The following is a 24022-nucleotide window of genomic DNA, read 5'->3' on the forward strand; positions in this document are numbered from 1 at the left end:
ACTACGCTGTAACTTTTTGAGTTGAAAATGATGAATTTAGGAGCGAATACTCGACATAAAGTTCAATGCAGAAAACAACCAAATAAATAAAATAAAGCTTCGTGCTTGTGTGAAATGCTCGACATCCGTGCCATGCAAAATGTTATGACGTGTCGCGGTTACATTCGAGCTTGAATCCATTTTATAAGCCGCGAGTTCTGCAAAGTATGGATTAAGCTCAATGGCAATCTTAGATTTATGCCAAAGGCTCTTAATTTCATTGCCTTTCAAACCCGGTACAATTTTATAAACATCGACTAACTTGGTGACATTTTGCTTTAAGAAACCTTGTTGAATCAGCACATCTGTCAGTAAACCTTCAAGTTGGGCATAAAGTAATGGTACACAACCTGCATAACAGCCGAGTTTATACATTTTAAAAGCTTCGATAATCACAGAACGACGCAAGGCTTTATTCTGCTCATCGATCTGCATAGCATCGAAAGCGGTCAACACATCTTTTTGAAAAGCTTCAGTGTTAATAACATCAAGTAAGTTAAAACTTTGCACATCTTCATAAGCATGAATTTGTTGCCAAAAGTGCATCAGATTTAACGCATCATTGGCAACTTTCGAACCGACAGGTTGATCCAACTGATCGGCAAGCACATTAAAATATTCATCTTGCTGGGCAAGTTCACGTAAATGATTGACTAAAAGTGTATGTTCGCCTTGCGAGATTTGATCAAGATAATCCTGTGCCTGATTAAGAATTTGCTTACCCAGAGTTGGTAAGCCCTGCACATTCGATTTGATGCGTTTTACAGGTTGCTCATCTTCATAATCATCAAAATCGTCATACATGGTCAAACACTCAGGTGAATAGCAGGATATCCATTATCCCTGATAAGTCTGTAACAAAGTAGCCTTTCCACGTGCTCTAACTTTGTTAATAAATAAGAATTCATCAAAAGGCTCATGCAAGTCTCGCCTATCTCATGTAAAATTATCGCCCATTGCATAAAATACGAATGAGAGAGTCAGATCCGTGCGTAATATCTTAGTCACTAACGCCCTTCCATACGCCAATGGCCCGATCCATATGGGTCACTTACTCGGTTATATCCAAGCAGATATTTGGGTACGTGCGATGCGTGCAATGGGTCATAACGTGACTTATGTCTGCGCGGACGATGCTCACGGCACAGCAATTATGCTACGTGCTGAAGCCAACGGTATTACTCCAGAACAGCAAATTGCCAATGTACAAAAAGAACATGAGCGTGACTTTGCCGGCTTCAAGGTTGATTTCGATCATTACGATTCAACCAACAGCGCTGAAAACCAAGCACGTGCTTCTGAGATTTATATTAAGAACCGTGAAGCAGGAAATATTGCAGTTCGTCCTGTAACCCAGTTATTCGACCCTGAAAAAGGCATGTTCTTGTCTGACCGTTTTATTAAAGGCACATGCCCGAAATGTAAAGCGGAAGATCAATACGGCGATTCATGCGAAGTATGTGGTACAACGTATAATGCAACTGAATTGTTAAATCCTAAATCAACTTTGAGCGGTGCGACTCCTGTTGAGAAATCTTCAGATCACTACTTCTTTAAACTACCGAACTTTGGTGAATACCTACAAAAATGGACACGTGACGAAGGTCGTTTACCTGTGTCGATTGCCAACAAGTTAGATGAATGGTTTGAAGCAGGTTTGTCGGATTGGGATATTTCTCGTGATGCGCCTTACTTCGGTTTTGAAATCCCTGATGCTCCAAACAAATACTTCTATGTTTGGGTGGATGCGCCAATCGGCTATATGTCGAGCTTTGAAAATTACATCAAAACTAAACGTCCTGACTTAAGCTTTGATGACTATTGGAAAAAAGATTCTAAAAATGAGGTGTATCACTTCATTGGTAAAGACATCGTGTATTTCCACGCATTGTTCTGGCCTGCAATGCTTGAAGGTGCAAACTATCGCACACCGACAAGCTTGTTCGTGAATGGTTTCTTGACTGTAAATGGTCAGAAGATGTCTAAATCTCGTGGTACGTTCATTAAAGCGGAAACGTATTTACAGCATTTAAACCCTGAATATTTACGTTATTACTTTGCATCTAAACTTTCTGACAAAGTTGAAGATTCGGATTTGAACCTTGATGACTTCGTTCAGAAAGTAAACTCTGACCTTGTTGGTAAAGTGGTGAACATTGCAAGTCGTTGTGCGAAATTCATTAACACGAAATTTGATAACAAACTTTCTGCGACTTGTGCAGAGCCTGAATTGGTGCAAAGCTTTATTGATGCAGGTGATTCAATCGCTCAGGCTTATGAAGCTCGTGAATTCTCAACTGCGATTCGTGAAATCATGGCGCTTGCTGATAAAGCCAACCAATACATCGATGAGAAAAAGCCTTGGGCTTTAGCAAAAATTGAAGGCGAAGAACAACAAGTTCATGACGTGTGTTCTGTCGGTATCAATCTATTCCGTCAATTGGCTGTTTACCTTGCACCTGTACTTCCAACATTGGCAGAGCAAGTTCAAGCGTTCTTACAGTTAAATAGCTTTAACTTTGAATCTCGTAAGCAAATCTTGGTTGCACACGAAATTGCTCAATTCCAACCATTGATGCAACGTGTCGATCCTAAAGCTGTGGCTGCGATGGTGGATGCGTCTAAAGACTCTTTGGCTGCGCCTGCTGAAGCACCAAAAGCGGAAAAGAAAAAAGAGAAGAAAGATGAAAAGAAACCTGAACCTAAAGTTGGCGAAGCTGAAATTATCGGTATCGAAGACTTTATGAAAGTTGACCTACGTGTAGCGGAAGTTCTTGAAGCCGCTCACGTTGAAGGTTCGGATAAACTTTTACAACTCACTTTAAATGTTGGTGAAGCTGAACCACGTAACGTGTTTAGCGGTATTCGTGAGTTCTATAAGCCTGAAGACTTAAAAGGCAAATTGGTGGTGATGGTGGCAAACCTTGCACCACGTAAGATGCGTTTTGGTATTTCTAACGGTATGGTTCTAGCTGCGGGTAATGGCGAAGGCGTTTGGGTGATTTCACCTGAAACTGGTGCGAAGCCGGGTGATAAAGTGTCTTAATTTTTAAATTAAGATGAGAGAAAGCCTCTACTGATGTAGGGGCTTTTTTATGCCTTAAAGTTTACTCTCCTTTTAGAAGAGGATTACCAGAGGTTAGATTGCATCGCTGACCAACTTTACAATTCAAATTCAATTTTCATTGCGTAGGCATTACCTTACTTTTGAAAGATCAAAAGTAAGGCGAGAACATATAACGCTATTTCCTAACTTTTAATAGAAGGAAAACAAAAAAGCCTCTATCTAGTAGAGGCTTTTCTAATACAGCTAGAAAATGAATTACTCGACTGCAATCATCACTTTCATAGCATTTTCATCTGCTGCATGCTTAAACACATCGTACGCTTTTTTAAACTCAGCAAACTTAAACTAGTGCTTCCTCAACTTTTCTAACGGTAATTTGCTCGAACAACAAGTTTTCAGCGACATGCCTATATCCCTCACCCCGACTCTCTCCCATAGGGAGAGGGGGAACGCATTCCTATAATAATTTCGTGCAGTTCCCTCTCCTTTTAGGAGAGGGTTAGGGAGAGGTCATTTTATAAAACAACTATAAATATGATAAAAAAGAAGTAATCCTTTAAAATCTAAAAGAAGCCTATGAAAACTTTAAAACCCTTATTCCTCACACTAGCCCTAAGCACCACAGCCCTCACCACTTACGCGACTGAACCGACTATTGCCCAACAAAAACAAGTTTCGGGCTACTATCATCACAAAATCGGCAACACCCAAATCACCGCCCTACTCGATGGTACAAACTATCTCAATCCATCTATGTTTAAAGGCTTAACCGACAGTGAAAAAACCGAGATTTTAAAAAAATACGCTGCGGTCAACGACAAAGGCATCCAAACCTCAGTAAATGCCTTTCTCATCAATACAGGCAACCAACTGCTGATGGTCGACAGCGGTGCTGCAAGCTGCTTTGGCGCACACTTAGGTTCAATCTATAACAACCTCAAAGCATCGGGCTATCAGCCTACGCAAGTGAATGGTATCTTCCTCACTCACTTACACCCTGACCATGTGTGTGGTATTTCAAACAACGGTGTAGCGAATTATCCAAATGCGACACTACATATTTCAAAAACAGAATATGACTATTGGCTGAGTCCAAACACCGTAAAAAAACTGCCAAAAGATAAGCAAGCAGGCTTTTTAGGAACAGTTGAAAAAATCAAAGCAGCACTTGCGCCATATGAAAAAGCCAAACAGATTAAAGTCTTCTCAGACAAATCTTTACGCTTCGGCGATGTCGAATTTAAACCCTCCTTTGGTCATACACCAGGACATTACAGCTTTAAATTGAAAGCTGATGGACAAGAAGTGATGTTTATTGGTGACATCGTACATTCACATACCTTGCAGTTCGACAAACCTGAAACCGCGATTGAGTTTGATATCGATCCACAAACGGCAATCCAAACTCGCATAAAGCACTTTGCTGAATATGCCAAAGATGGACAGTTGATTGCAGCACCGCATTTACCATTCCCGGGGCTTGGGCACATTTATTCCAAAGATGGACACAGCTATGAGTGGATGCCAATTCACTTTAAAGATTAAACTAAAGTCTCGTAATGGTTGAAATTTCAAGTATTTTTATTTGAAGTTCCCTCGCTTAAAAAACGGGGGTAAACTAATGAAAAAATTATTAATTTCAATTATCGCAGCAACTTCAGTATTGGCGACAGGCAGTTCAGTTCGTATGGCTGATATGACAGTTGCTTCAACTAAAAACTATAATCTCAACTCTAATCAGTTCGTGAAAGGTGAACGTGTAACAGGTGAAGATAAGGTCCCAGTTGTCTTGTTCCCTTTAGGGGTTCCAAACTTTAAAACTGCTGTAGATCGTGCTATTGAAAAAAACCGTTGCGCTGTGGCTCTTTCTGATGTGGTGATCACTCAATTGAATCAAGCATTCATTGTTGGTCAAATTGGTTATCGTGTAGAAGGTACACAAGTAATTGACCGTTCACAGCCTGAATGTAAGAAATAAGATTTTAAAAAAGCCTCTAATACGTTTAGAGGCTTTTTTATGGGCGTATTTAAATCAAAAATTAGGTGTCTAAATTTACGTTCTGTCTTCGGTCAATATATTCAACATAACCTCGCCCCTTACGTTCAGTTCCATTCAGCAAACCACTCCACTGATAAGAACTTACATAACCTGCAGCTAAACCATAACAATATTCCGTATCCGCAACCGCAAGAATATCTAACACTTTCTCACCTTGATGATGCGCAATCCATCTAAAAGACTGAGGCACCTCCATCTCAAAACCATCAGGTGTTATTTTCGGATCAGGCTTTAATGCGATGACTTGAAAAGCAACCTCACCATCATACTGGATGGAGGTACCATCAATATGGCGATAAGACACAGCGGTATAGGTAGGTTCACCTGCAAAACCGATATAGGCCAAGACCAATTGTGACTCTTCATCTATGTTGATGACTTGATAACTAAAACTGTCTAAAGGCACCAATCCTGTGGTCGGTTTAATGGGACTCGGCAACATTGAGCTTGAGACTGCTTTCCAATGTTCTAGTGTACATAGTCCTTTAACTTCAACACGTTTTCCATGTTGGGTGACATGACCTTCATATTGCATCAATACACTAAAGTGCTGATATAACATGCTATGTGCAAACCACGTAATGGCAGGCGTTGGGGTTAACCAAAGATCAACTTGCAGATCATCACGTTCAGATACTAGATGATAACTCCCTTCAATTTCAGCAAGGAAAGATTCTCGACCAAACTCAACCTTAAATGGCTTTTGATGAAATACAATTTCCTCTTGAATGTTATAAATACGAAAGGCTTCTTCATCTGTCGATAAGGCTGTTCCATGGACCAAAGTAGCGGTATTTTCAGGACTAAGACCCGAAATCGACTTGGGTAAATGCGTTATCTTCGCACCGACATCACCAATGACAGAAGCATAGGACAGATATCGAAAAGGCTCAGGCAAATCTGGAATCATGATTCCATAATGCGTACTCGCGAATTGACGATGAAAAACATGCGCGTCTAAATTATATTCGCGCGGTAAAAGTGCTTGTTCTTCTGGCTCTACTGCACCCAAAAGGTTTTTGGCCATTTGACCCAATTGATAGTAGAACTTTTGTTGTAGACTTTTATTTTTGGAATGACTACTGAGGAGAGAATACATAACAAACTCACAAACAATGAGAGATGTTTACACCCTAAACAACCTCTCCTCAGTTCTTTATAGCTGATCAGGACTGGCAAATGTGAATTCAGGTCAGATCATAAAAATTGTTAGACAATATTAAAAATGTGATCTACCTCACACCAAAAATCAACTTCAATCCGAGTACAGACATCACAATGCCCGCACCACGATCAAATACTTTCTTAAATTTTAAATACACCGCACGTGGCTTTTCTGCTGATAAAGCAACCGCCACCAACGAGCACCAACCAGCATCGATAAAAAAGCACAGCATTGGTAACACAAAGTAAAAATACAACGGAATCTCTTTGGGTAATAAAGCTGTGAAAATACTGGCAAGTACAATGGCAATTTTAGGATTCGACAGTTGAGTAATTAAGCCTGTGGTAAATGCACGTCGTAAACTCATCGGATGCGATGCAGAATGATCAGCTTCGATTGGATCTTTGGCATGTTTGATAATTTTATAAGCCAAAAACAATAAATATAATCCACCGCAGATTTTCAAAGCCAAATATGCTGAAGGCACTGCAAGTAAGAATGCCTGTAAACCTAATACTGCCAATAAACCAAAAATTGCAGCACCGAGACCAGTTCCCAGTGCAGTAAATAAACCATGTTTACGCGAAATAGCGATTGAATTTTTAGCGACATAGATTGAAGTCGGCCCCGGACTCATTGCGCCCAGTAAAAGTGCTGCTGCAATCGAACCTAAAATCCAAATTGATTCCACATTAATTCCATAGTAGATGATTGATTTATCGCGTTATTCTACTTGGAAGCCTTATGAATATTTCCCTAATTATTTGAGTGATTTTTTTAAATATTAAAATTATTCACTATTTATTTCATTATTTTTAGCGAATTAGTTTACTGTATAAATTAAATACAATTGATTTTATAAAATAGCCAAGTCATGCTAATCATCATCTGACAGTGCTTCATTATATGCAGTTTCGTGCGGAGACAGACGATAGTCCCTTTCCTGTACAGGTACGCCAGCAATAATCATACTTCGTGCTTCAGTTTTTGGTTTGTTTAGAAAATCCTGCTCACAGCCTAAGGCCGTTAAAACAAACAAACCCAATAATAAAATGGATAGAGATTGCTTCATGCCACCCTCCCAAAATTCCGTTTTCTTTCAGATTAGCACTTCTGATTATTTTTTAAACATATTTTTTCACTGTTTTTCAATTTCTCCGAGTAAGAGCTAAGATTCGAAATCCGCTATACTGTTAAAAAACCAAATGCTCGCACTATGTTTGATACGATTGCCCAACAGGTTCAAGATCAGGAAATTTCTTTAAATGGTTTAAACATCACAGTTCGCCGTTTAGACCAAATTCATCCACATATCTCTGGAAATAAGTTTTATAAACTGAAATACAATTTTATTGAGGCAAAACGTCAAGGCTTTCAAAATGTAATGACCTTTGGTGGGGCTTATTCAAATCATATTGCCGCCACAGCGTTTGCTGCGCATCAATTTGGCTTTCAGTCTATTGGGATCATTCGTGGTGAAGAACTCAAAAACTCAGCCCGCAATCACACCCTAGCCACCGCAGAACGTTTTGGTATGGCGCTGCATTTTATCTCACGAGAAGCATATCGACACAAAAATGATCCTGAGTTTTTAGCTCACTTAGCGCAACGCTTTCCTGAAAGTTATTTAATTCCAGAAGGTGGCACCAACTCGCTTGCCATTCAGGGCACTCAACAAATTTTAAAAGATGCTGATCAGACCTTTGACTTCATTTGTTGTGCTGTCGGAACAGGCGGTACGATTTCAGGATTGATTGAGCGCAGTTTAAACCGTCAAAGAATTATTGGATTTTCTGCATTAAAAGGCAATTTTCTGAATGATGAAGTAAAACTACTGACGGGTAAAAACAACTGGCATATCACTGATGATTATTGCTTCGGAGGCTATGCCAAAACTCGACCTGAACTGATTCAATTTATTGAAAAGTTTGAATATGAATACCGTATTCCACTTGAACAAGTCTATACAGGAAAAATGATGTTTGGCATTCATGATCTTATACAACAAAACTATTTCCCCAAAAACGCTAAAGTTTTAGTCATTCATTCGGGCGGGCTTCAAGGTCGAGCGATTTAGTTGATCTTGCTTCTGCTTCTGTTCGCTTGAATTAATCCGATAATGCTCAGTTCATCTTAATTTACCGTTATAATTGCGCTGTTTCGTTTTTTGATTATTTTCATGTCTTCCAAGCAATACGATGTTTTAGTAATAGGTGCGGGTGCATCTGGTTTAATGACCGCATATATGGCTGCTCAACGTGGGCGTCGTGTCGTGGTGGTTGAAAAAGCCAATAAAGTAGGGAAAAAAATTCTCATGTCAGGTGGCGGTAAATGTAACTTTACCAATCTGTATGTTGAGCCTGACAACTATATTTCACATAACCCGCATTTTGTTATCTCAGCACTCACTCGTTATACCAATTGGGATTTCATTGGCTTGGTCTGCGAATATGGCATTGAATACGAAGAACGTAAACACGGTCAGCTCTTTACCCTCAACGGCGCGAAAGAAATCTTAGCCATGTTACTTGCTGAATGTGACAAAACTGGTCTAGTCGACATCAAAACCAGTTGCGAGGTGAAAGCCGTCAACGCCCTTGAGGAGCACGGTTTTCAAGTAGCAACCAATTTAGGTTATTTTGAAGTTGAATCTGTCGTGGTCGCATCTGGTGGTCTCTCAATTCCGACGCTTGGAGGCTCAGGCATTGGCTATGAGATTGCTAAACAATTTGGACACTATGTTTATCCAACTCGTGCAGGTCTAGTCCCCTTTACTTTTTCTGATGGTTTCAAAGAAGTGACGACACGACTCAGTGGCAATGCTGTTGAAGCGACATTAAGCAATCATCTCAATAGCTTTACTGAAGCACTCTTGTTTACGCACCGTGGTTTAAGTGGTCCAAGTTCTTTACAGCTCTCAAACTATTGGGATGTGGGTCAAAGTTTTAAAGTCGACTTTTTACCGAGTCTTGATCTCTTGGATTTTTTTAAAACTAGAAAACAAAATCAACCTAAAGTGTTACTCCGCACCTTACTCGCTGAACACTTACCCAAGAGTGTCGTAGTTGAATTGCAACAGTTGATTTGGATGGATCAAGCTGAAATATCAATCGGTAATATCAGTGATGAGAAGTTAGAGACGATTGCCCAGCGCCTTCATGCATTTGAAGTTAAACCTTCTGGGACTGAAGGATACCGTACGGCTGAGGTGACTTTAGGTGGAGTTGATACCACTGAAGTTTCCTCAAAAACAATGGAAAGTAAAAAGCAAAAAGGACTTTTCTTCGTCGGTGAAATACTCGATGTAACTGGCCATTTAGGTGGATTTAACTTTCAATGGGCTTGGTCATCTGCACATGCCGCATCTGAGTATGTCTAATTAACAACGAGTATTGTTCATTTTTTCATTAAAGGGGGCATCCTTTGCCCTCTTTGAATATCGTCCCTATTGATCAATCGAATGCTTCATTATTGATTTATCTTTTCTAAAGGAAGTAATTTATGAGGGTCTTTGGGCGTTGGTATCAGTTGAATCAATCATTTGTGTGGTTGGATCTGTTACTGCATCATCAATAGATGGTGTATTGAGTCTGTTGTTTTCAGTAGCTTTTGAATTTGCAAAAACAAAGCGGTAAGCGCTTGCTAAAAAACCCACGGTGATACCCGCAATCACTATTGGGGCGAATAATTTATTAAATTTCTTACTCATAATTTTTACTCTTTTTCATGAGGATCAGCCAAACCATGCTGACTGATCCTGACACAAATTTACATGTTATTTAGGGTCATTTTTTGATGGTGTATTTTGATCCGACTCTCCTGTAGATCCATAAGGATTATTCAATGGTTGAGTTGGTGCCTCTACATCAATTTGCGTGGGTGGAATGTCTTCGTCTTGATATTCTTCCGCAACAGTTGAAGCATCCATTTGCTCAGTAAGTGGTGGAGTGACTTGTTCAGGCTGATTTGGTCTTGGCTTATTCGCGTCAGATTTCGCTTTATCGATTAAGTCAGTCAACAATCGCTCTGCAGGTTGGCGACCACCTAGACCAAAAGCAAGCGCAAAAGCGACAGCAACCGCTCCAAGTGTTAATCCAAAGGCTAAGTTTACGATTGAGTCAGCGATTCCCATTGCACGCAAGCCCATTGCCACGACTAAACCAATGATCAGTACTCGGACAAGATTCGCTAACCAATGTGCGCTATTGGTCTCACCACGCTTCACCACATTGGCAACAAGATTTGCTAACCAGAAACCAATGACGAGGATAACTGCACCTAAAAGTACATTCGCTCCGAAATAAATGAACATCGCAATCAAATCACTAATTTGATCGAAGCCCAAACGATTCGCAGCTTCAGACACCGCAAAGAGCATGGTGAAGAATACAATCAAATGACCGACAACTTTTGATATTTTGGTTTGACCCAAAAAGCGTTGCATATAGAGCTTTTGAGGAATGTTATCAATACCTGTCCCAGCGATTACTTCAACCACAAGATTAGATACGAAACGTGAGACCACATAAGCAATGATCAGGATTAAACCTGCTGCGATGATATGCGGAATTGCATTCATAATTTCATACAACATTGCTGTTGCTGGTTGTGAAATCGCGTCTACACCCAAAGCCTCAAACGCAATAATCAGTGAAGTAATGATTACTAAGGCAAATACAAATGATCCTAATAGCTTAGGCAGATTGGAATTTTTAAAAATTCCGATTTTTTCAGCTTGCTGTTGAACATTCAAACTTGAAAGTAGTCCTTCGACAATACCGCGTACAATTTTTGCCAAAATGTAACCAACAAATAAAATCACACCTGCCATAAAGATATTCGGCAAGTATGCAACGGCTTCAGTCACCATATTCTGAACTGGATATAACAAACCATTTAAGCCCAAAATAGACAGCACGATCGGTAAGAACAGCAATAAAATGAGCCAGTAAACAATTTCACTGATATTTTGGCTAAATGAGCTCACACCAACGTCTTGACTGAGCTTTTCATCCAATTGTGTACGACTGAGTAGTCGAGTTAATCCAACTTTGACTAAATTTGCTACGATCCATCCAATAAAACCAACTGCTACCGCAGCCAATAATTGTGGGATAAATAGTAAGAATTGTTGAACCATATTACTAAACGGACCACTCACACTGGTCAAGTTTAAAACGTTGAGTGAGCCGATAACAGCAATAATGAGGATCAGCCAGAAAACGACTCTGGAGATGATATTTTCTATATTTGAGCGATGTCCTGTCGCGCTACTCAATTTTTGATTGGTATTTAATTTTGCAAGTACCTTCTTAACCCCTGCGGCAACGATTAAAGCGATGATCCATCCTATGAGTAAAATGGCCACTGCAGCAATAATTGGTTGGAATTGCTCCCAATAATACATTGCATCAAAGCCCCCATTTCGAGTGAAGCCGTTATATTCATCATTCATTGGTTACGCCTCTTCTTATGTTAAGTGTTCTGAATTACGATTGATTTAATTCCTTTCCCTAGATCATTTTTCGATCGCGTCATCACACCATAAATTTCGAATATTTTTTAATCAACTCAAAGCATCATAAATACAACACATTGTTGCAAATCAAGAAAAAACCCAGCCTAAGCTGGGTTTAAACATGAAAAGTGTAGTGGTTTATTGGTCGTTTGCGACCGCAGTAACGGTATTATCCACTGCTGAATCTGTTGCCGTTGCTGTATCTGCATTATCTTGAGTTGCAGGAATAGTCGTATCAGCAGGAATTTGACCTGGTGTTGGTTCACGATCAGCGAGCATATAGAAAATGAAGGCTGCTAAAAAAATACCAACGATAATCAGAATATACACTGGGATCTTACTTTTTTTCTTTTGATCATTATGGGTCGGATGATTGGATTGATCTACCATGATGCCCCTCTTATGTATTTTGATGATTTTTTATACTAGCAATCTATCATGTTGTTTTGTGTGAAAAAACATTATCAATTCGTACTGATCAAAGCACATGAGCTGTGATGCAAAATAGAGTATAATATGCACCCTCCTCATTTTTATTGTCGATCTGTATGACCTATCGCCGACAAAGTGTCTCTTTAGATTTAGACACAGATGTCACTCATGCCTGTTCTTTGCATCATACCCGTGATGGGCATTTGATTGGAATTATTGAGTTTACGAAACCAAGCTATGTGCTGAAGTGGGGTGACTTAGAGTATTTCCGCCGTCGCACTGAAGAGTTTTCGGTGATGCCCTTTCCTGAATGTGTCAACGGCATGATCATCGACATTCGTAACATCGCTTGCTTCTTAGATAATGAAGTACCCATTATTCCTTGGCGTTTACTCGAAGAAGAATGCCCAATTCGTTTAGTGGTTCCACACGATCGTTTGGAACATTATGCAGGTTTATTTGAACCGACTTGGCTCACGAGTGATGTAGATACTGCGATTCAAGAGATTCGTCAATTTATGGATATGTTTGTCCATTAAGTATGTCGCATAGTATTCCTATGTAATTTAGAAAAAAACCTCCGAGATGGAGGTTTTTTGCCGTAATTCCCTCACCCAAAGAGAGAGGGTGATTAGGACTTACCAATAGTTCTCTACTGCAATATTTCCTTCACCACGGCGATTCATGGTCAGGCCACGGGCTTTCAGTGCCTCTTTTGTATCTTCAACCATTTGGGGATTCCCACACAGCATGATATGTGACGTTTGCGGATTAAAATCGAGACCAACGGTTTTCTCTAACGCTCTATTTTCGATTAATACTGGCAATCGATCATGCAATGGCGCATTTGGATCACGTGTAATAATTGGCACAAATTTAAATCCTGTATGACCTTCACCAAAGGTATACGCGACTTCCTGAATTCGGTCTACGTAAGCCAATTCACTTGCTGTTCTCACACTGTAAACCAAATGAATATTTTTATATTTTTGCCACACTTCAAAGTCTTGCAACATAGAAATAAATGGTGCGAGCCCCGTGCCTGTCGCCAATAACCACAGGTCTTTTGGCATAGGTAACTGGTAACGTGCTAACGTCAAAAATCCATAAGGGATCTTTTCCAAATAAAGTTCATCACCAACTTTGAGATGTTGTAAATTTGATGTAAAAGCACCATCTGGTACAACAATTGAAAAGAATTCTAGGGTTTCATCAAAAGGCGATGAAACGACAGAATACGCACGTACCACTAAATCATCGCCAACTTTCAAACCAATACGCGCGAACTGCCCTGCGGTAAATTTAAAATGTGCGGGACGCGTCATGGTAAAGCTAAATAAAGTGTTGGTCCAACGATGTACAGAAAGGACTTTTTCTACGCTAAATTTTTCAATTGACATAATTTCTACGTGGCATGACAGACTGCGCTCATGGTAGCATGACAATATAATTTATTAATATTTTTTCACATTAAGGCTTCATTCATGCGCATGACATTACGCCAACTGGCTGTTTTCGTAGCTGTCGCTCAAGAGGGTACAGTAACTAAAGCAAGTGATGCTGTACGACTCACACAAAGTGCTGCAAGTATGGCGTTAGCAGATCTTGAAGATGGTCTCGGTGCACCATTATTTGATCGCTTAGGAAAACGATTACAACTGAATGACTTGGGTCGTTTTTTACTCCCACAGGCGCTTGAAATTTTAGGTCGATGTGAATCATTTGAACAAGCAGCTAAAGGCGAGCTTCAAAGTATTGATCTTCGTATTGGGGCGACTTTGACCATTAGTGATTATTTGATGCCTGATTTAATGGCTGATTTTCTTCAATTACAACCACAAGCACATTTGCAACTTCAAGTGGGCAATACGCGTCAAATGATTGAAGCTGTTAATCAGTTCCAACTTGATTTAGCACTTATCGAAGGTTCATGTCACTTACCTCAATTACAATCGATCCACTGGCGTGATGATGAGCTTGCTGTGTGTTGCTCACCAGATCATCCCTTGGCGAAATTAGACCGCCCTCTGACCATTGAAGACTTTAAACAGGCTGAATGGATTTTACGTGAAGAAGGTTCAGGGACTCGTGAAGTCTTTGACAACGCAATCCTGCAAGACTTACCGAATGCCAATATTCGTTTAACTTTGGGTCATAATGAAGCTATTTTGAAAATTGTTGCTGGTGGTTTAGGCATGTCATGTATTTCAAAATTAGCTATTGAACCATTAAGAGAAAAAGAGCAACTGGTGATTTTAGAAACGCCGTTCTGGCAACTCACACGTCCTTTATTTATGTTAGTACACCGTCAAAAATATCAGGGACCTGGTTTAAAAGCCTTTATGAAATTCTGTGATGCTTAATAAAAAAAAGCTCCTCATTGGAGCTTTTTTTATTTCTCAGCTTCTTTCTTTTGTTCTTTGATAATGTGTTCTTGTTCTACCGCATAAATTTTTGCTTTTGCGTCTTGCTCTTCTCTGTATTGCTCATATTTTTGAAATCCCCAAACACCCAGATTAATGAACACTAAAATAGGGACAATACTTGCAAATATCCATGGATTAAATTGCTTGTTTGGATCTTTTATCTTCTTGGCTTTTTTCTTTGATTTTTTATCAGCTCCGAATTCATCAACACGCGAACTCGTAATGAATTTTTGCGCATTAAATTTTAATTGAAAATGCGTTTTAACAACAGGGAGTTCTTTACGTACAACTTTTGGTGGGCGCCCTTTTGCATGGGTTGGCTCGGGTAGATGATCATCTACGTTCTCTTCAGGCGCACTCTCATTCAAAGGTTGAACTTTCGTAAGTGGTACGACAGCTGACTCATCTAAGACTGGCACACGGCGACTTGGCTTTGATTCGAGCATTTCTTTAATTTGCTCTTCCTCAAGAGGTTCACCTAAGGAAATTTTAGATACTGGATCTGAAACTTGATCTGCATGATGTTCAGCACCAGAACCATCCAACACGATTGATTCTTTAGTCAGTGTATTAAAATTTAGTTCAAAATCTTGAATTTGTGTTGGTGAGTCTAGCGTATTTCCCTGATCTGCAAGGCGCTTTTCGATCAGCTCATCTAGCTCTTGTTCAAACTTCTTAGACTCACCTTCTAAATCTTCGTGCGCACGATAAAAAAGTTGATTCAAGGGTTGTTCGACGCGTGCATGTTTATTGTCTAACCGCACGATAAATTTTGCATGACGTTGGTCGTCTTTATCGACCACGATACATTTCACACGCTCACCAATTTGAGGCGCGATACTGGAATTTGCCATGTCATTCAATACGAAATGCACATCAAAATCATGATCATTGATTTTGATAATTCCTGCTTTTAATGCAGGGTCGTACGAATGTAAAACACCCCTGTAAAACATGTTATTTCCCCAGCATAAAAAAGATTGATTCTTAGTAATTAGTTTTTTTAAATTTATCGTTGAATCAAAATCTTAATAAAAAAGGAGGCCTTAGCCTCCTCTATAATTTAATCAAATTTTAATCTTTTTGTACAGAACCAAAAATTTTATCGCCAGCGTCCCCAAGACCCGGAACGATATAACCATTCTCGTTTAAACCGTTATCCACAGCTGCTGTAAAAATGACAACATCAGGATGTGCTTCTTCCACACGTTTAATGCCTTCTGGTGCTGCAACCAAAACCATCACTCGGATATCTTTACAACCACTCGCTTTAAGGACATCAATAGCAGCAACCAATGATGATCCAGTCGCAAGCATTGGATCAATAATCATCGCTATACGGTTTTGTACGTCAGGTACCAATTTCTTATAGTAAGTACGTGCTTCTAATGTTTCCTCATCACGCTCTAAACCAAGAACAGAAACTTTTGCACTTGGAATAAGATTTAAGAAACCATCAAGCATACCAATGCCAGCACGTAAAATTGGTACAACAGTAATTTTTTTACCTGCAATACGCTGTGTTGTCACCGGGCCATTCCAGCCATTAATTTCGTGATCTACAACAGGTAAATCTTTGGTTGCTTCGTAAGTCAGTAACATTGTGACTTCTTGCGCTAACTCACGGAAGTTCTTCGTGCTGATATCTGCACGGCGTAATAAACCTAATTTATGACGAATGAGCGGATGACGAATTTCTTGGATTGGCACGGGAGAACACCTGAAGCATAAATGTAAATTCTGTCTATTATAAATGTTTTTAATATAAGAAATAAGAAAAGCCCTCAATGAATAAGGGCTTTTTTTGTTAACAACAATAGTTTTTTTAGATTAATCGATCAACTATTGAAGAACGATATGTAATGGCGCGATCAATTGTGCTTGATTTGCCATCGCAATGACTGGATCTGGATATACACCGATTACAAGCACTGCAAGCGCAGCAAGCAATACCATAATACCACCCACTTTTTGACCCCAATGTTTATCAGCATCAATACGTGGAGTGTCTGGTGGCGTCATATACATGACGATCATGACACGTAGGTAATAGTATAGACCAATACCAGAACCCACAATGATCATCGCAGCGAAGAACCAATGTGCTTCAGACACAACTGTCATGATCAGCATGAATTTACCGATGAAGCCTGCAGTTAACGGAATACCTGCAAGAGATAGCATCATCACAGTCAGGGTTGCCGTCAATACTGGACGACGCCAGAATAGACCACGGTAGTCTGCAAGTGATTCTGCTTCGTCATTGTTGTTGTATGGGCTAGACATCAACGCTACAGCACCAAACGCACCAATCGTCGTTAATACATACGTTAATACATATAAGCTTACTGACGTTAAGCTTAAGAAAGATGTCGTAACAACAGCAAGGAATAAGTAACCAAAATGCGCAATTGACGAGTATGCCAAAATACGTTTTAAGTTCACTTGTTTCACTGCAAGCATGTTACCAATCAAGATTGATAACACTGCAATGACGATCAAAATCGTTTTGATCGATTCGATACCAATTACACCTGAAGACAGTAAGTAACGTACGAATAAACCAATCATTGCAACTTTAGCTACAGTAGCAAGGAATGTTGCAATTGGTGCTGGAGCACCTGCGTACACATCTGGCGTCCATTTATGGAATGGCGCTAAAGACAATTTAAATGCAACAGCTGCGATGATTAAACCAAGACCTAAGATTCCAAATACAGTGGTAAGTTTCTCACCAAATTGTGGAATATAAGCTTGCAGCGCCATCATCAATTGAGGATCTTGAGACTTAGTTAACGCCCAGAACATATCATCCACTTGACCCGCAAATGATAATGAACCTAGAACTGAGTAAACATAAGCCATACCCATCAACAACATTGCAGAAGCAGTTGCTGAAAGTACAAGATATTTAATACCCGCTTCGAGTGACTTACCGCGTTGGTAGGTATAAGCAATCAGACCGTACACTGGAATCGACATTAACTCTAAGCTAATGAAGAATGATGCAAAGTGTGAACTTGTTACCATTAACATTGCCCCTGAAACAGAGATCAACATTAATAGATAAAGTTCTTCACGATTATCTTTATAGGTTTCGATATATGCATGTGACAGTGTGCAACAAGCCAATGCAGCAATCAAAATAATCACTTGATAGAACAGACCAAAAGCATCAACCATAAATAGGTTCATGACATTTGGTGAGATCTGAGAACCTGTAAACAACGTGAATAGAATATTCAACAATGCAAGGTTAAGACCGATAACAGATACTGTCGCAATCAAATTATGATTACGTTTGATTGCAGTCAAAATCATTACGATGATTGCTGTTAAAGCAACAATCATCACAGGAGCTAATGGCATTAGCTCAGAAAATGATAGTGTGAAGTTCATGACTTATTGCATCTCCACATTTTCGAGTTGAGTTGTGGCTTGTTCAACCACTTCAACTACTTCTTGTACTGGAATGTAGCTATTCGCAATCCAAGCCAAACTTGATTCTGAAATATCAAGGAAGCTTTGTGGATACAAACCAAGCCATAACAGACCGAACGCACAAATTAACAAAATACCAAGCTCACGCACATTAAGATCTTTTAATGGGTTCGCATAGTGTTGTTTTTGCTCTTCGTTTGGCACACCAAATAACGCTTTATGAATCAGGATTAAACCATATAGACCCGCAAATACTAAGCTGATCGCAGCAATAATCGTGAATGTAGGGAATCGAGCAAATGCACCCATCAAGATGAGGAACTCACCAATGAAGTTACCTAAGCCAGGGATACCTACAAGCGCAGCAATAAAGAACATCAAGAAGAATGGTAAATACTGGAATTGACCACGAATACCACCCATCAAGCGTAAATCACGTGTGTGAAGACGCTCATACACTTGACCACACATAATGAATAATGCTGCTGACGATAAACCGTGAGCCAACATCATGACCATCAGACCTTGGAAGGTCAGGATGTTACCTGCGTAGATTGCAAGTAAAACAAAGCCCATGTGTGAAATCGACGTATACGCCAACAAACGTTTCATATCGGTTTGCTGGAAAGCACACCAAGCACCGTAGAAGATACCGATTAAACCGAAAATGATTGCTACATCAGCAAACTGCGCTGAAGCAACTGGGAAGAATGGAATGACGAAACGAAGTAAACCGTAAGCCGCTGTCTTAATTAAGATACCCGCAAGGTCTACAGAACCTGCTGTAGGTGCTTGTGCGTGCGCGTCTGGTAACCAACCATGCAATGGGAAAACAGGAAGTTTGACTGCAAAACCAATAAACAAACAAATCATAAATGCAAAGGCAATTGATGACGTTTGTGGGTTAGCATCCAATGTATTCGCAACAGCGAGTAAATGGTTATAACTGAAGCTGATTGTATCTGTCATCATGAAACCGTAGATCACAAGACCTAAGATACCAATCAACATGATCAGACCAGCCACCTGCGTGTAAATAAAGAATTTAGTCGCAGCGTAAACACGAGATTTACCAGAAGCACCTTTGTGGCCCCAGAGTGCAATCAAGAAGTAGATTGGAACGAGCATCATCTCCCAGAAGAAGAAGAACAAGAACAAATCAACAGCCAAGAATACACCGATCACGCCACCTAAAGACCATAAAAGGTTTAAGTGGAAGAAACCAACGTTCTTCTGAATTTCACCCCAAGAACAGCCAACCGCCAATACACCTAGTAAAGCAGTTAAACCGACCATGAGAAGTGAAAGACCATCCACCGCTAAGTGGATGTTAATGCCAAGGGTTTGAATCCAAGGTACATAGAACTCTGCAGACCAAGTCGGTACAGTTTCACCAATTTGGTAGCTGTAGGTACCTGATTGCCATAAAGCAACGGTCATGCCCAAAGTAATGAGCATACCCACAAGTGCAATATAACGTGGTAGGTGTTGATCTAATTTATCAACGACCCAACAAATAAAACCAGCAATGAACGGAATGAGGATCAGCGCGGGTAAATACCAGTTATTGATGTTTTCCATCTTATTTCCCCACGATCTGAGTCACGATCAGAATCATGATAATTACCACGATACCGAACGCCATGCTCGATGCGTACTCACGCAAAGAACCTGTTTGACGTGAACTAGTGAAGCTATGACCACCTTTAACAATCGCTGGCAATACAAGCCATACGCCATCAATCGGGTCACGACCAATCATTTTTGCAATAAATAAGTAAGGTTTTACAAACACGAGGTCATATAACGCATCGAAACCAAGCGCATTACGACAGATATTTGCAAGTCCAGCACCCAATGAAGTGCGAGCAAAACCTTGAACTGCTTTATAAGCAAAAGCAAATAAGACAACACCAACCGCTAAACCAGCAAGTGCGATTGCAATAGCGACATATTCTGCACCATGCGCACCAGCTTCTAGCGCTTCAGGAATAACAAATGCAGGGATTTGTGCTGCATCAAGAATACTCATGACTGGCGCTTTAAGTACGATTGCCAAACCTGTAGAAAGGACAGCAAGAATCGCTAAAGGAGCCCAGTAAGTTGCACCTTTGATTTCGTGATATGGCGTTTTCTCTTCGCCAAAGAACACAATCCAAATTAAACGGAACGTGTAGATTGACGTTAAGAATGCACCAGCAACACCGACCCAATACAATGTATTGAATACAGGTAAGCCTGCGATATGACTTTGTGTCCACACAGCCGCCAAGATTGCATCTTTTGAGAAGAAACCAATCGTTAAGAATGGAATCGCTGCTAAGGCACCGCCACCGATCGCGAAACAAGCAAATAAGAATTTATTACGCTTGAACAAACCACCCATTTTGAAAATGTTTTGTTCGTGATGGTATGCAAGAATCACCGCACCTGATGACAAGAACAACAACGCTTTGAAGAACGCGTGTGTCAACATGTGGAATAGACCAGCTTGGTATGCTTCAGCACCTACAGCCATAAACATATAACCCAACTGACTCATGGTTGAGTAAGCAAGAATACGTTTGATGTCTGTTTGAACCAGTGCAGCAAAACCTGCAACTAATAATGTCACCGCTCCTGTGATTGAGATAAACACCATGACTTCTGGTGCCATTTCAAATACAGAGAACATACGGCAGCATAGATAAACACCTGCTGTTACCATTGTTGCAGCATGGATTAATGCAGATACTGGTGTAGGACCCGCCATCGCGTCTGCTAACCATGTTTGTAATGGGATTTGCGCAGATTTACCTGCAGCACCCAAGAACAACATTAATGCAGTCCAAATGGTTAACGATGAGCTTTGTGTCATTACCACAGGCGCAGCAGCAACGATTTCAGCAATATTCAATGTTCCAAATTGTTGGAAAATTAAGAACAATGCGATGAGTAAAAAAACGTCACCTATACGTGTCACGGTGAATGCTTTAATTGCAGCAGCACCATTTGCTGGATTTTGGTAGTAATAACCAATCAGCAAGTATGAGCACAGACCAACACCTTCCCAACCTAAGAATAACAACGCAAGGTTATCACCCAACACAAGCAATAACATGCTTGCTACGAATAAGTTGAAGTAAGAAAAGAAACGTGCAAAGTCTTCTTCACCACGCATATACCATGATGCAAAGATATGAATTAAGAAACCCACACCCGTAATCATGCCAAGCATAAGTAAAGATAAACCATCTAAGTGCAAGCTAATACCTGGTTCAAAACCACCCACACTGAACCAAGTCCAAAGGTGAGTCACTTGAGATGTTTCACCGCTGTTGATGAAATTCATACCAGCCAATAATGCACATAGTGCAGAAAGACCAACTGAACCCACACCAATAATGGCAGCTACAATTTCAGGAAGCTTATTACGCCCTGCCGCTAAAAGGATAAAACCAATGAGCGGAAATAATATGGTTAATGCTAATAAACTCATCCGCGCATCTCACTAGCAGCATCTACATCCAAATGATGGAAGCGATGATAGAACTGAAGGACGATCGCAAGCCCGATACACGCTTCTGCCGCAGCAAGCGTTAAGATCAAGATAAACATGATCTGACCATCTGGTTGCACCCATGCACTACCAGCGAGGACAAATGCAAGCGCAGCTGCATTCATCATGATCTCAAGGCTCATTAACATAAATAGAAGGTTGCGTCGCACCATTACACCGTAGAAACCGAGTGCAAAAAGAATGGTTGCAACAATCAAACCATGCTCTAAAGGGATATTACCCATTATTCTTTTTCCTCTTCTGCACTTGGTTCACGTTTGCCTAAGTGGAATGCAGCAACTAACGCAGCAAGCAATAACATTGCGGCAACTTCAACCAATAATAAATATTGTGTAAAGAGTGCTTGACCAACTTCTTTAGGGCCTACAACTTCTGTACCCATTAAAGGACCAGAAATGCTGTGCTCTGAAGTCATTGTCCAAACTAAAACTAGACCCATTAAAAAGCTCATCAATGCAGGGTAAGCCCAAGCATCAGATGTTAACCATTTACGTTCTTGTTCAACAGTTTGAGAACCAAGGTTCAACATCATCACAACGAAGACGAAAAGAACCATAATGGCACCAGCGTAAACAATAATCTCAAGTGCACCTGCAAATGGTGCACCAACGATCATGAACATACCAGCAACTGCAAGTAACGAAACGATTAAGCTTAAAAGTGCGTGTACTGGATTCGCATTAGTCACAACACGAACCGTAGAAACGATGGCCACAAGTGCCATCAAATAAAATGGCCACATCATGGTAATAAGCTCCGTACATCGACAGGTGCGCTTTCACGCTGAGCCTGACCTTTGTCTTTACCAGCTACAGCCATACCAGTTACACGGTAGAAGTTATAGTCTGGATATTTACCAGGACCAGAAATGAGCAAGTTTTCTTTCTCATAAACTAAGTCTTGACGAACGTATTCACTGAGTTCGAAATCAGGTGTCATCTGAATAGCAGTTGTAGGACATGCTTCTTCACACATACCGCAGAAAATACAACGAGAGAAGTTGATACGGAAAAATTCCGGATACCAACGACCATCTTCTTTTTCAGCTTTCTGTAATGAAATACAGCCAACAGGGCAAGCTACAGCACACAAGTTACAAGCTACACAACGCTCTTCACCATCTGGGTCACGTGTCAATACGATACGGCCACGGAATCGTGGTGGAACGATTTCTTCAGCTTTAACTTCAGGGTATAAAATAGTGTCACGTTTACGTGTTGCGTGGCTAAATACCATCCACAACGAACGTACAATTGACCCAAACCCAGCTAGAATTTTATACATAATGTTCTCCCTGCTGTCCTAGGCCTGATTCATCAGAATCACAGCACCAGTCACCAACAAGTTGACCAACGCTAAAGGCAAACAAATCTTCCAACCAAAGTTCATCACTTGGTCATAACGTGGACGCATTAATGAACCACGTGCCAAGACAAACATCATCACAAAGAATGCTGTTTTAATCATGAACCAAAATGCTGGAGGTAGGAAATCTAGACCAAATGGTGCTAACCAACCACCGAAAAATAAGGTTACGATCAAAGCTGAGATCAGGACAACGTTGACGTATTCCGCAACGAAGAACATCCCCCATTTCATACCACCATATTCAACATGGTAACCTTCCGCCAATTCTTGTTCCGCTTCTGGTTGGTCAAATGGGTGACGATGCGTTACCGCAACACCTGCAACCACGAAGATGAGGAAACCTAAGAATTGTGGAATGACAAACCATACATCTTTTTGAGCTTCTACGATTTCACGCATGTTGAATGAGCCTGCAATTGCAACCACACCCATCAAGGAAATACCTAAGAAGACCTCATAAGAAATCGTTTGCGCTGCTGAACGAAGACCACCGAGTAATGCATATTTATTGTTTGATGACCAACCACCAAATAAAACTGCATACACTGCAATACCCGCCATTGCCATAAAGAACAATAGACCGATACTCATGTCTGCAACACCTAAATAAGGTGATACAGGGATAACCATGAACGATAACACCGCAGTTGCCATTGCAACTGCTGGAGCTAAACGGAAAGTCAATTTATCTGCAAACTTTGGTGTCCAGTCTTCTTTGAACATGATTTTCAGCATGTCGGCAACAATCTGGAACATCCCCCCAGGACCTACACGGTTTGGACCGTAACGGTCTTGCCATAAGCCAAGTAAACGACGCTCAATGAAAGACATCAACGCAGCAATCAAAACTACAACGAGCAAGATCACAATCGCTTGAACTACAGAGTAGGCAATTGGCCAGTTCTCAGCCCAAAGCGGCGTTTGACGGATTAATTCTTGTTCCATGAA

24 protein-coding genes are annotated in these 24022 nt (G+C 40.4%); 7 read left to right on the forward strand and 17 right to left on the reverse strand.

What is annotated here, in order from left to right:
• Window positions 1-36: 36 nt before the first annotated feature.
• Window positions 37-843 (reverse strand): hypothetical protein, encoded by an 807-nt coding sequence (locus tag AC1M9A_RS09800; protein WP_481593623.1) that lies wholly within the window; start codon window positions 841-843, stop codon window positions 37-39.
• Between the two features lie 184 nt (window positions 844-1027).
• Between AC1M9A_RS09800 and metG the strand changes: the two genes are divergently transcribed.
• The 3 genes from metG (at window position 1028) to AC1M9A_RS09815 (ending at window position 5084) form a co-directional block, all read left to right on the forward strand.
• Window positions 1028-3085 carry a methionine--tRNA ligase gene (gene metG, locus AC1M9A_RS09805; RefSeq protein ID WP_481610113.1) on the forward strand — a complete coding sequence of 686 codons (2058 nt, stop codon included), beginning with the start codon at window positions 1028-1030 and terminating at the stop codon, window positions 3083-3085.
• A 597-nt stretch (window positions 3086-3682) separates the two neighbouring features.
• A complete protein-coding gene (locus AC1M9A_RS09810; RefSeq protein WP_481610114.1) occupies window positions 3683-4651 on the forward strand; it encodes an MBL fold metallo-hydrolase in 969 nt (322 codons plus the stop codon).
• Window positions 4652-4727: 76 nt separating this feature from the next.
• Window positions 4728-5084, forward strand: coding sequence for a hypothetical protein (locus tag AC1M9A_RS09815; RefSeq protein WP_481607751.1), 357 nt, complete (start codon window positions 4728-4730; stop codon window positions 5082-5084).
• A 61-nt stretch (window positions 5085-5145) separates the two neighbouring features.
• Here AC1M9A_RS09815 and AC1M9A_RS09820 read toward each other — a convergent pair whose 3' ends face one another.
• From AC1M9A_RS09820 to AC1M9A_RS09830, 3 genes are all read right to left on the reverse strand, one after another.
• Window positions 5146-6264 (reverse strand): DUF6670 family protein, encoded by a 1119-nt coding sequence (locus tag AC1M9A_RS09820; RefSeq protein ID WP_481610115.1) that lies wholly within the window; start codon window positions 6262-6264, stop codon window positions 5146-5148.
• A 133-nt stretch (window positions 6265-6397) separates the two neighbouring features.
• Complete coding sequence (locus AC1M9A_RS09825; RefSeq protein WP_481596336.1) at window positions 6398-7021, reverse strand: LysE family translocator; 624 nt, start codon at window positions 7019-7021, stop codon at window positions 6398-6400.
• Window positions 7022-7207: 186 nt separating this feature from the next.
• Window positions 7208-7402, reverse strand: coding sequence for an NF038215 family lipoprotein (locus AC1M9A_RS09830; protein WP_035267295.1), 195 nt, complete (start codon window positions 7400-7402; stop codon window positions 7208-7210).
• A gap of 144 nt (window positions 7403-7546) precedes the next feature.
• Between AC1M9A_RS09830 and AC1M9A_RS09835 the strand changes: the two genes are divergently transcribed.
• Together AC1M9A_RS09835 and AC1M9A_RS09840 are read left to right on the forward strand one after the other, a co-directional pair.
• Window positions 7547-8407 (forward strand): 1-aminocyclopropane-1-carboxylate deaminase/D-cysteine desulfhydrase, encoded by an 861-nt coding sequence (locus AC1M9A_RS09835; RefSeq protein WP_481610116.1) that lies wholly within the window; start codon window positions 7547-7549, stop codon window positions 8405-8407.
• 102 nt (window positions 8408-8509) lie between these two features.
• Complete coding sequence (locus AC1M9A_RS09840; RefSeq protein ID WP_481607754.1) at window positions 8510-9709, forward strand: BaiN/RdsA family NAD(P)/FAD-dependent oxidoreductase; 1200 nt, start codon at window positions 8510-8512, stop codon at window positions 9707-9709.
• Window positions 9710-9829: 120 nt separating this feature from the next.
• On the opposite strand, the gene AC1M9A_RS09845 is transcribed toward AC1M9A_RS09840, so the two are convergent.
• The 3 genes from AC1M9A_RS09845 to AC1M9A_RS09855 all read right to left on the reverse strand — a co-directional run bounded on the left by AC1M9A_RS09845 (window position 9830) and on the right by AC1M9A_RS09855 (window position 12238).
• The gene (locus tag AC1M9A_RS09845) at window positions 9830-10039 is read right to left on the reverse strand and encodes a hypothetical protein (RefSeq protein WP_035267292.1); all 210 of its coding nucleotides are present in this window, start codon (window positions 10037-10039) and stop codon (window positions 9830-9832) included.
• A gap of 66 nt (window positions 10040-10105) precedes the next feature.
• A complete protein-coding gene (locus AC1M9A_RS09850; protein ID WP_481610117.1) occupies window positions 10106-11785 on the reverse strand; it encodes a mechanosensitive ion channel in 1680 nt (559 codons plus the stop codon).
• A 201-nt stretch (window positions 11786-11986) separates the two neighbouring features.
• The gene (locus AC1M9A_RS09855; protein WP_035267289.1) at window positions 11987-12238 is read right to left on the reverse strand and encodes a hypothetical protein; all 252 of its coding nucleotides are present in this window, start codon (window positions 12236-12238) and stop codon (window positions 11987-11989) included.
• 158 nt (window positions 12239-12396) lie between these two features.
• On the opposite strand from AC1M9A_RS09855, the gene AC1M9A_RS09860 reads away from it, so the two are divergent.
• Complete coding sequence (locus AC1M9A_RS09860) at window positions 12397-12819, forward strand: hypothetical protein (protein WP_035267287.1); 423 nt, start codon at window positions 12397-12399, stop codon at window positions 12817-12819.
• A gap of 99 nt (window positions 12820-12918) precedes the next feature.
• On the opposite strand, the gene AC1M9A_RS09865 is transcribed toward AC1M9A_RS09860, so the two are convergent.
• Entirely contained in the window at window positions 12919-13680 is a 762-nt protein-coding gene (locus tag AC1M9A_RS09865; RefSeq protein ID WP_481610118.1) for a ferredoxin--NADP reductase, read from the reverse strand.
• A gap of 84 nt (window positions 13681-13764) precedes the next feature.
• Between AC1M9A_RS09865 and gigC the strand changes: the two genes are divergently transcribed.
• Window positions 13765-14643 (forward strand): LysR family transcriptional regulator GigC, encoded by an 879-nt coding sequence (gigC, locus tag AC1M9A_RS09870; RefSeq protein WP_180028048.1) that lies wholly within the window; start codon window positions 13765-13767, stop codon window positions 14641-14643.
• 29 nt (window positions 14644-14672) lie between these two features.
• On the opposite strand, the gene AC1M9A_RS09875 is transcribed toward gigC, so the two are convergent.
• From AC1M9A_RS09875 to nuoH, 9 genes are all read right to left on the reverse strand, one after another.
• On the reverse strand, window positions 14673-15662 hold the full coding sequence (locus AC1M9A_RS09875; protein WP_481610119.1) for a hypothetical protein: 990 nt from the start codon (window positions 15660-15662) through the stop codon (window positions 14673-14675).
• 118 nt (window positions 15663-15780) lie between these two features.
• Window positions 15781-16416, reverse strand: coding sequence for a uracil phosphoribosyltransferase (upp, locus tag AC1M9A_RS09880; RefSeq protein ID WP_035267277.1), 636 nt, complete (start codon window positions 16414-16416; stop codon window positions 15781-15783).
• Between the two features lie 132 nt (window positions 16417-16548).
• A complete protein-coding gene (nuoN, locus tag AC1M9A_RS09885; protein WP_035267275.1) occupies window positions 16549-18105 on the reverse strand; it encodes an NADH-quinone oxidoreductase subunit NuoN in 1557 nt (518 codons plus the stop codon).
• A gap of 3 nt (window positions 18106-18108) precedes the next feature.
• Window positions 18109-19728 carry an NADH-quinone oxidoreductase subunit M gene (gene nuoM, locus AC1M9A_RS09890; RefSeq protein WP_481610120.1) on the reverse strand — a complete coding sequence of 540 codons (1620 nt, stop codon included), beginning with the start codon at window positions 19726-19728 and terminating at the stop codon, window positions 18109-18111.
• A 1-nt stretch (window position 19729) separates the two neighbouring features.
• Complete coding sequence (gene nuoL / locus AC1M9A_RS09895; protein ID WP_092766949.1) at window positions 19730-21625, reverse strand: NADH-quinone oxidoreductase subunit L; 1896 nt, start codon at window positions 21623-21625, stop codon at window positions 19730-19732.
• The gene (nuoK, locus tag AC1M9A_RS09900; RefSeq protein WP_004695395.1) at window positions 21622-21930 is read right to left on the reverse strand and encodes an NADH-quinone oxidoreductase subunit NuoK; all 309 of its coding nucleotides are present in this window, start codon (window positions 21928-21930) and stop codon (window positions 21622-21624) included. Before nuoK ends, nuoL begins: the two co-directional genes overlap by 4 nt.
• Window positions 21930-22448, reverse strand: coding sequence for an NADH-quinone oxidoreductase subunit J (gene nuoJ / locus AC1M9A_RS09905; protein ID WP_171076777.1), 519 nt, complete (start codon window positions 22446-22448; stop codon window positions 21930-21932). The genes nuoK and nuoJ overlap by 1 nt, the downstream gene beginning before the upstream one ends.
• Complete coding sequence (nuoI, locus tag AC1M9A_RS09910; RefSeq protein WP_035267267.1) at window positions 22448-22990, reverse strand: NADH-quinone oxidoreductase subunit NuoI; 543 nt, start codon at window positions 22988-22990, stop codon at window positions 22448-22450. The genes nuoJ and nuoI overlap by 1 nt, the downstream gene beginning before the upstream one ends.
• 18 nt (window positions 22991-23008) lie before the next feature.
• Window positions 23009-24019 carry an NADH-quinone oxidoreductase subunit NuoH gene (nuoH, locus tag AC1M9A_RS09915; RefSeq protein WP_035267266.1) on the reverse strand — a complete coding sequence of 337 codons (1011 nt, stop codon included), beginning with the start codon at window positions 24017-24019 and terminating at the stop codon, window positions 23009-23011.
• Window positions 24020-24022: the final 3 nt, after the last annotated feature.

The sequence above is a fragment of the Acinetobacter sp. ANC_7634 genome (genome assembly GCF_056779875.1).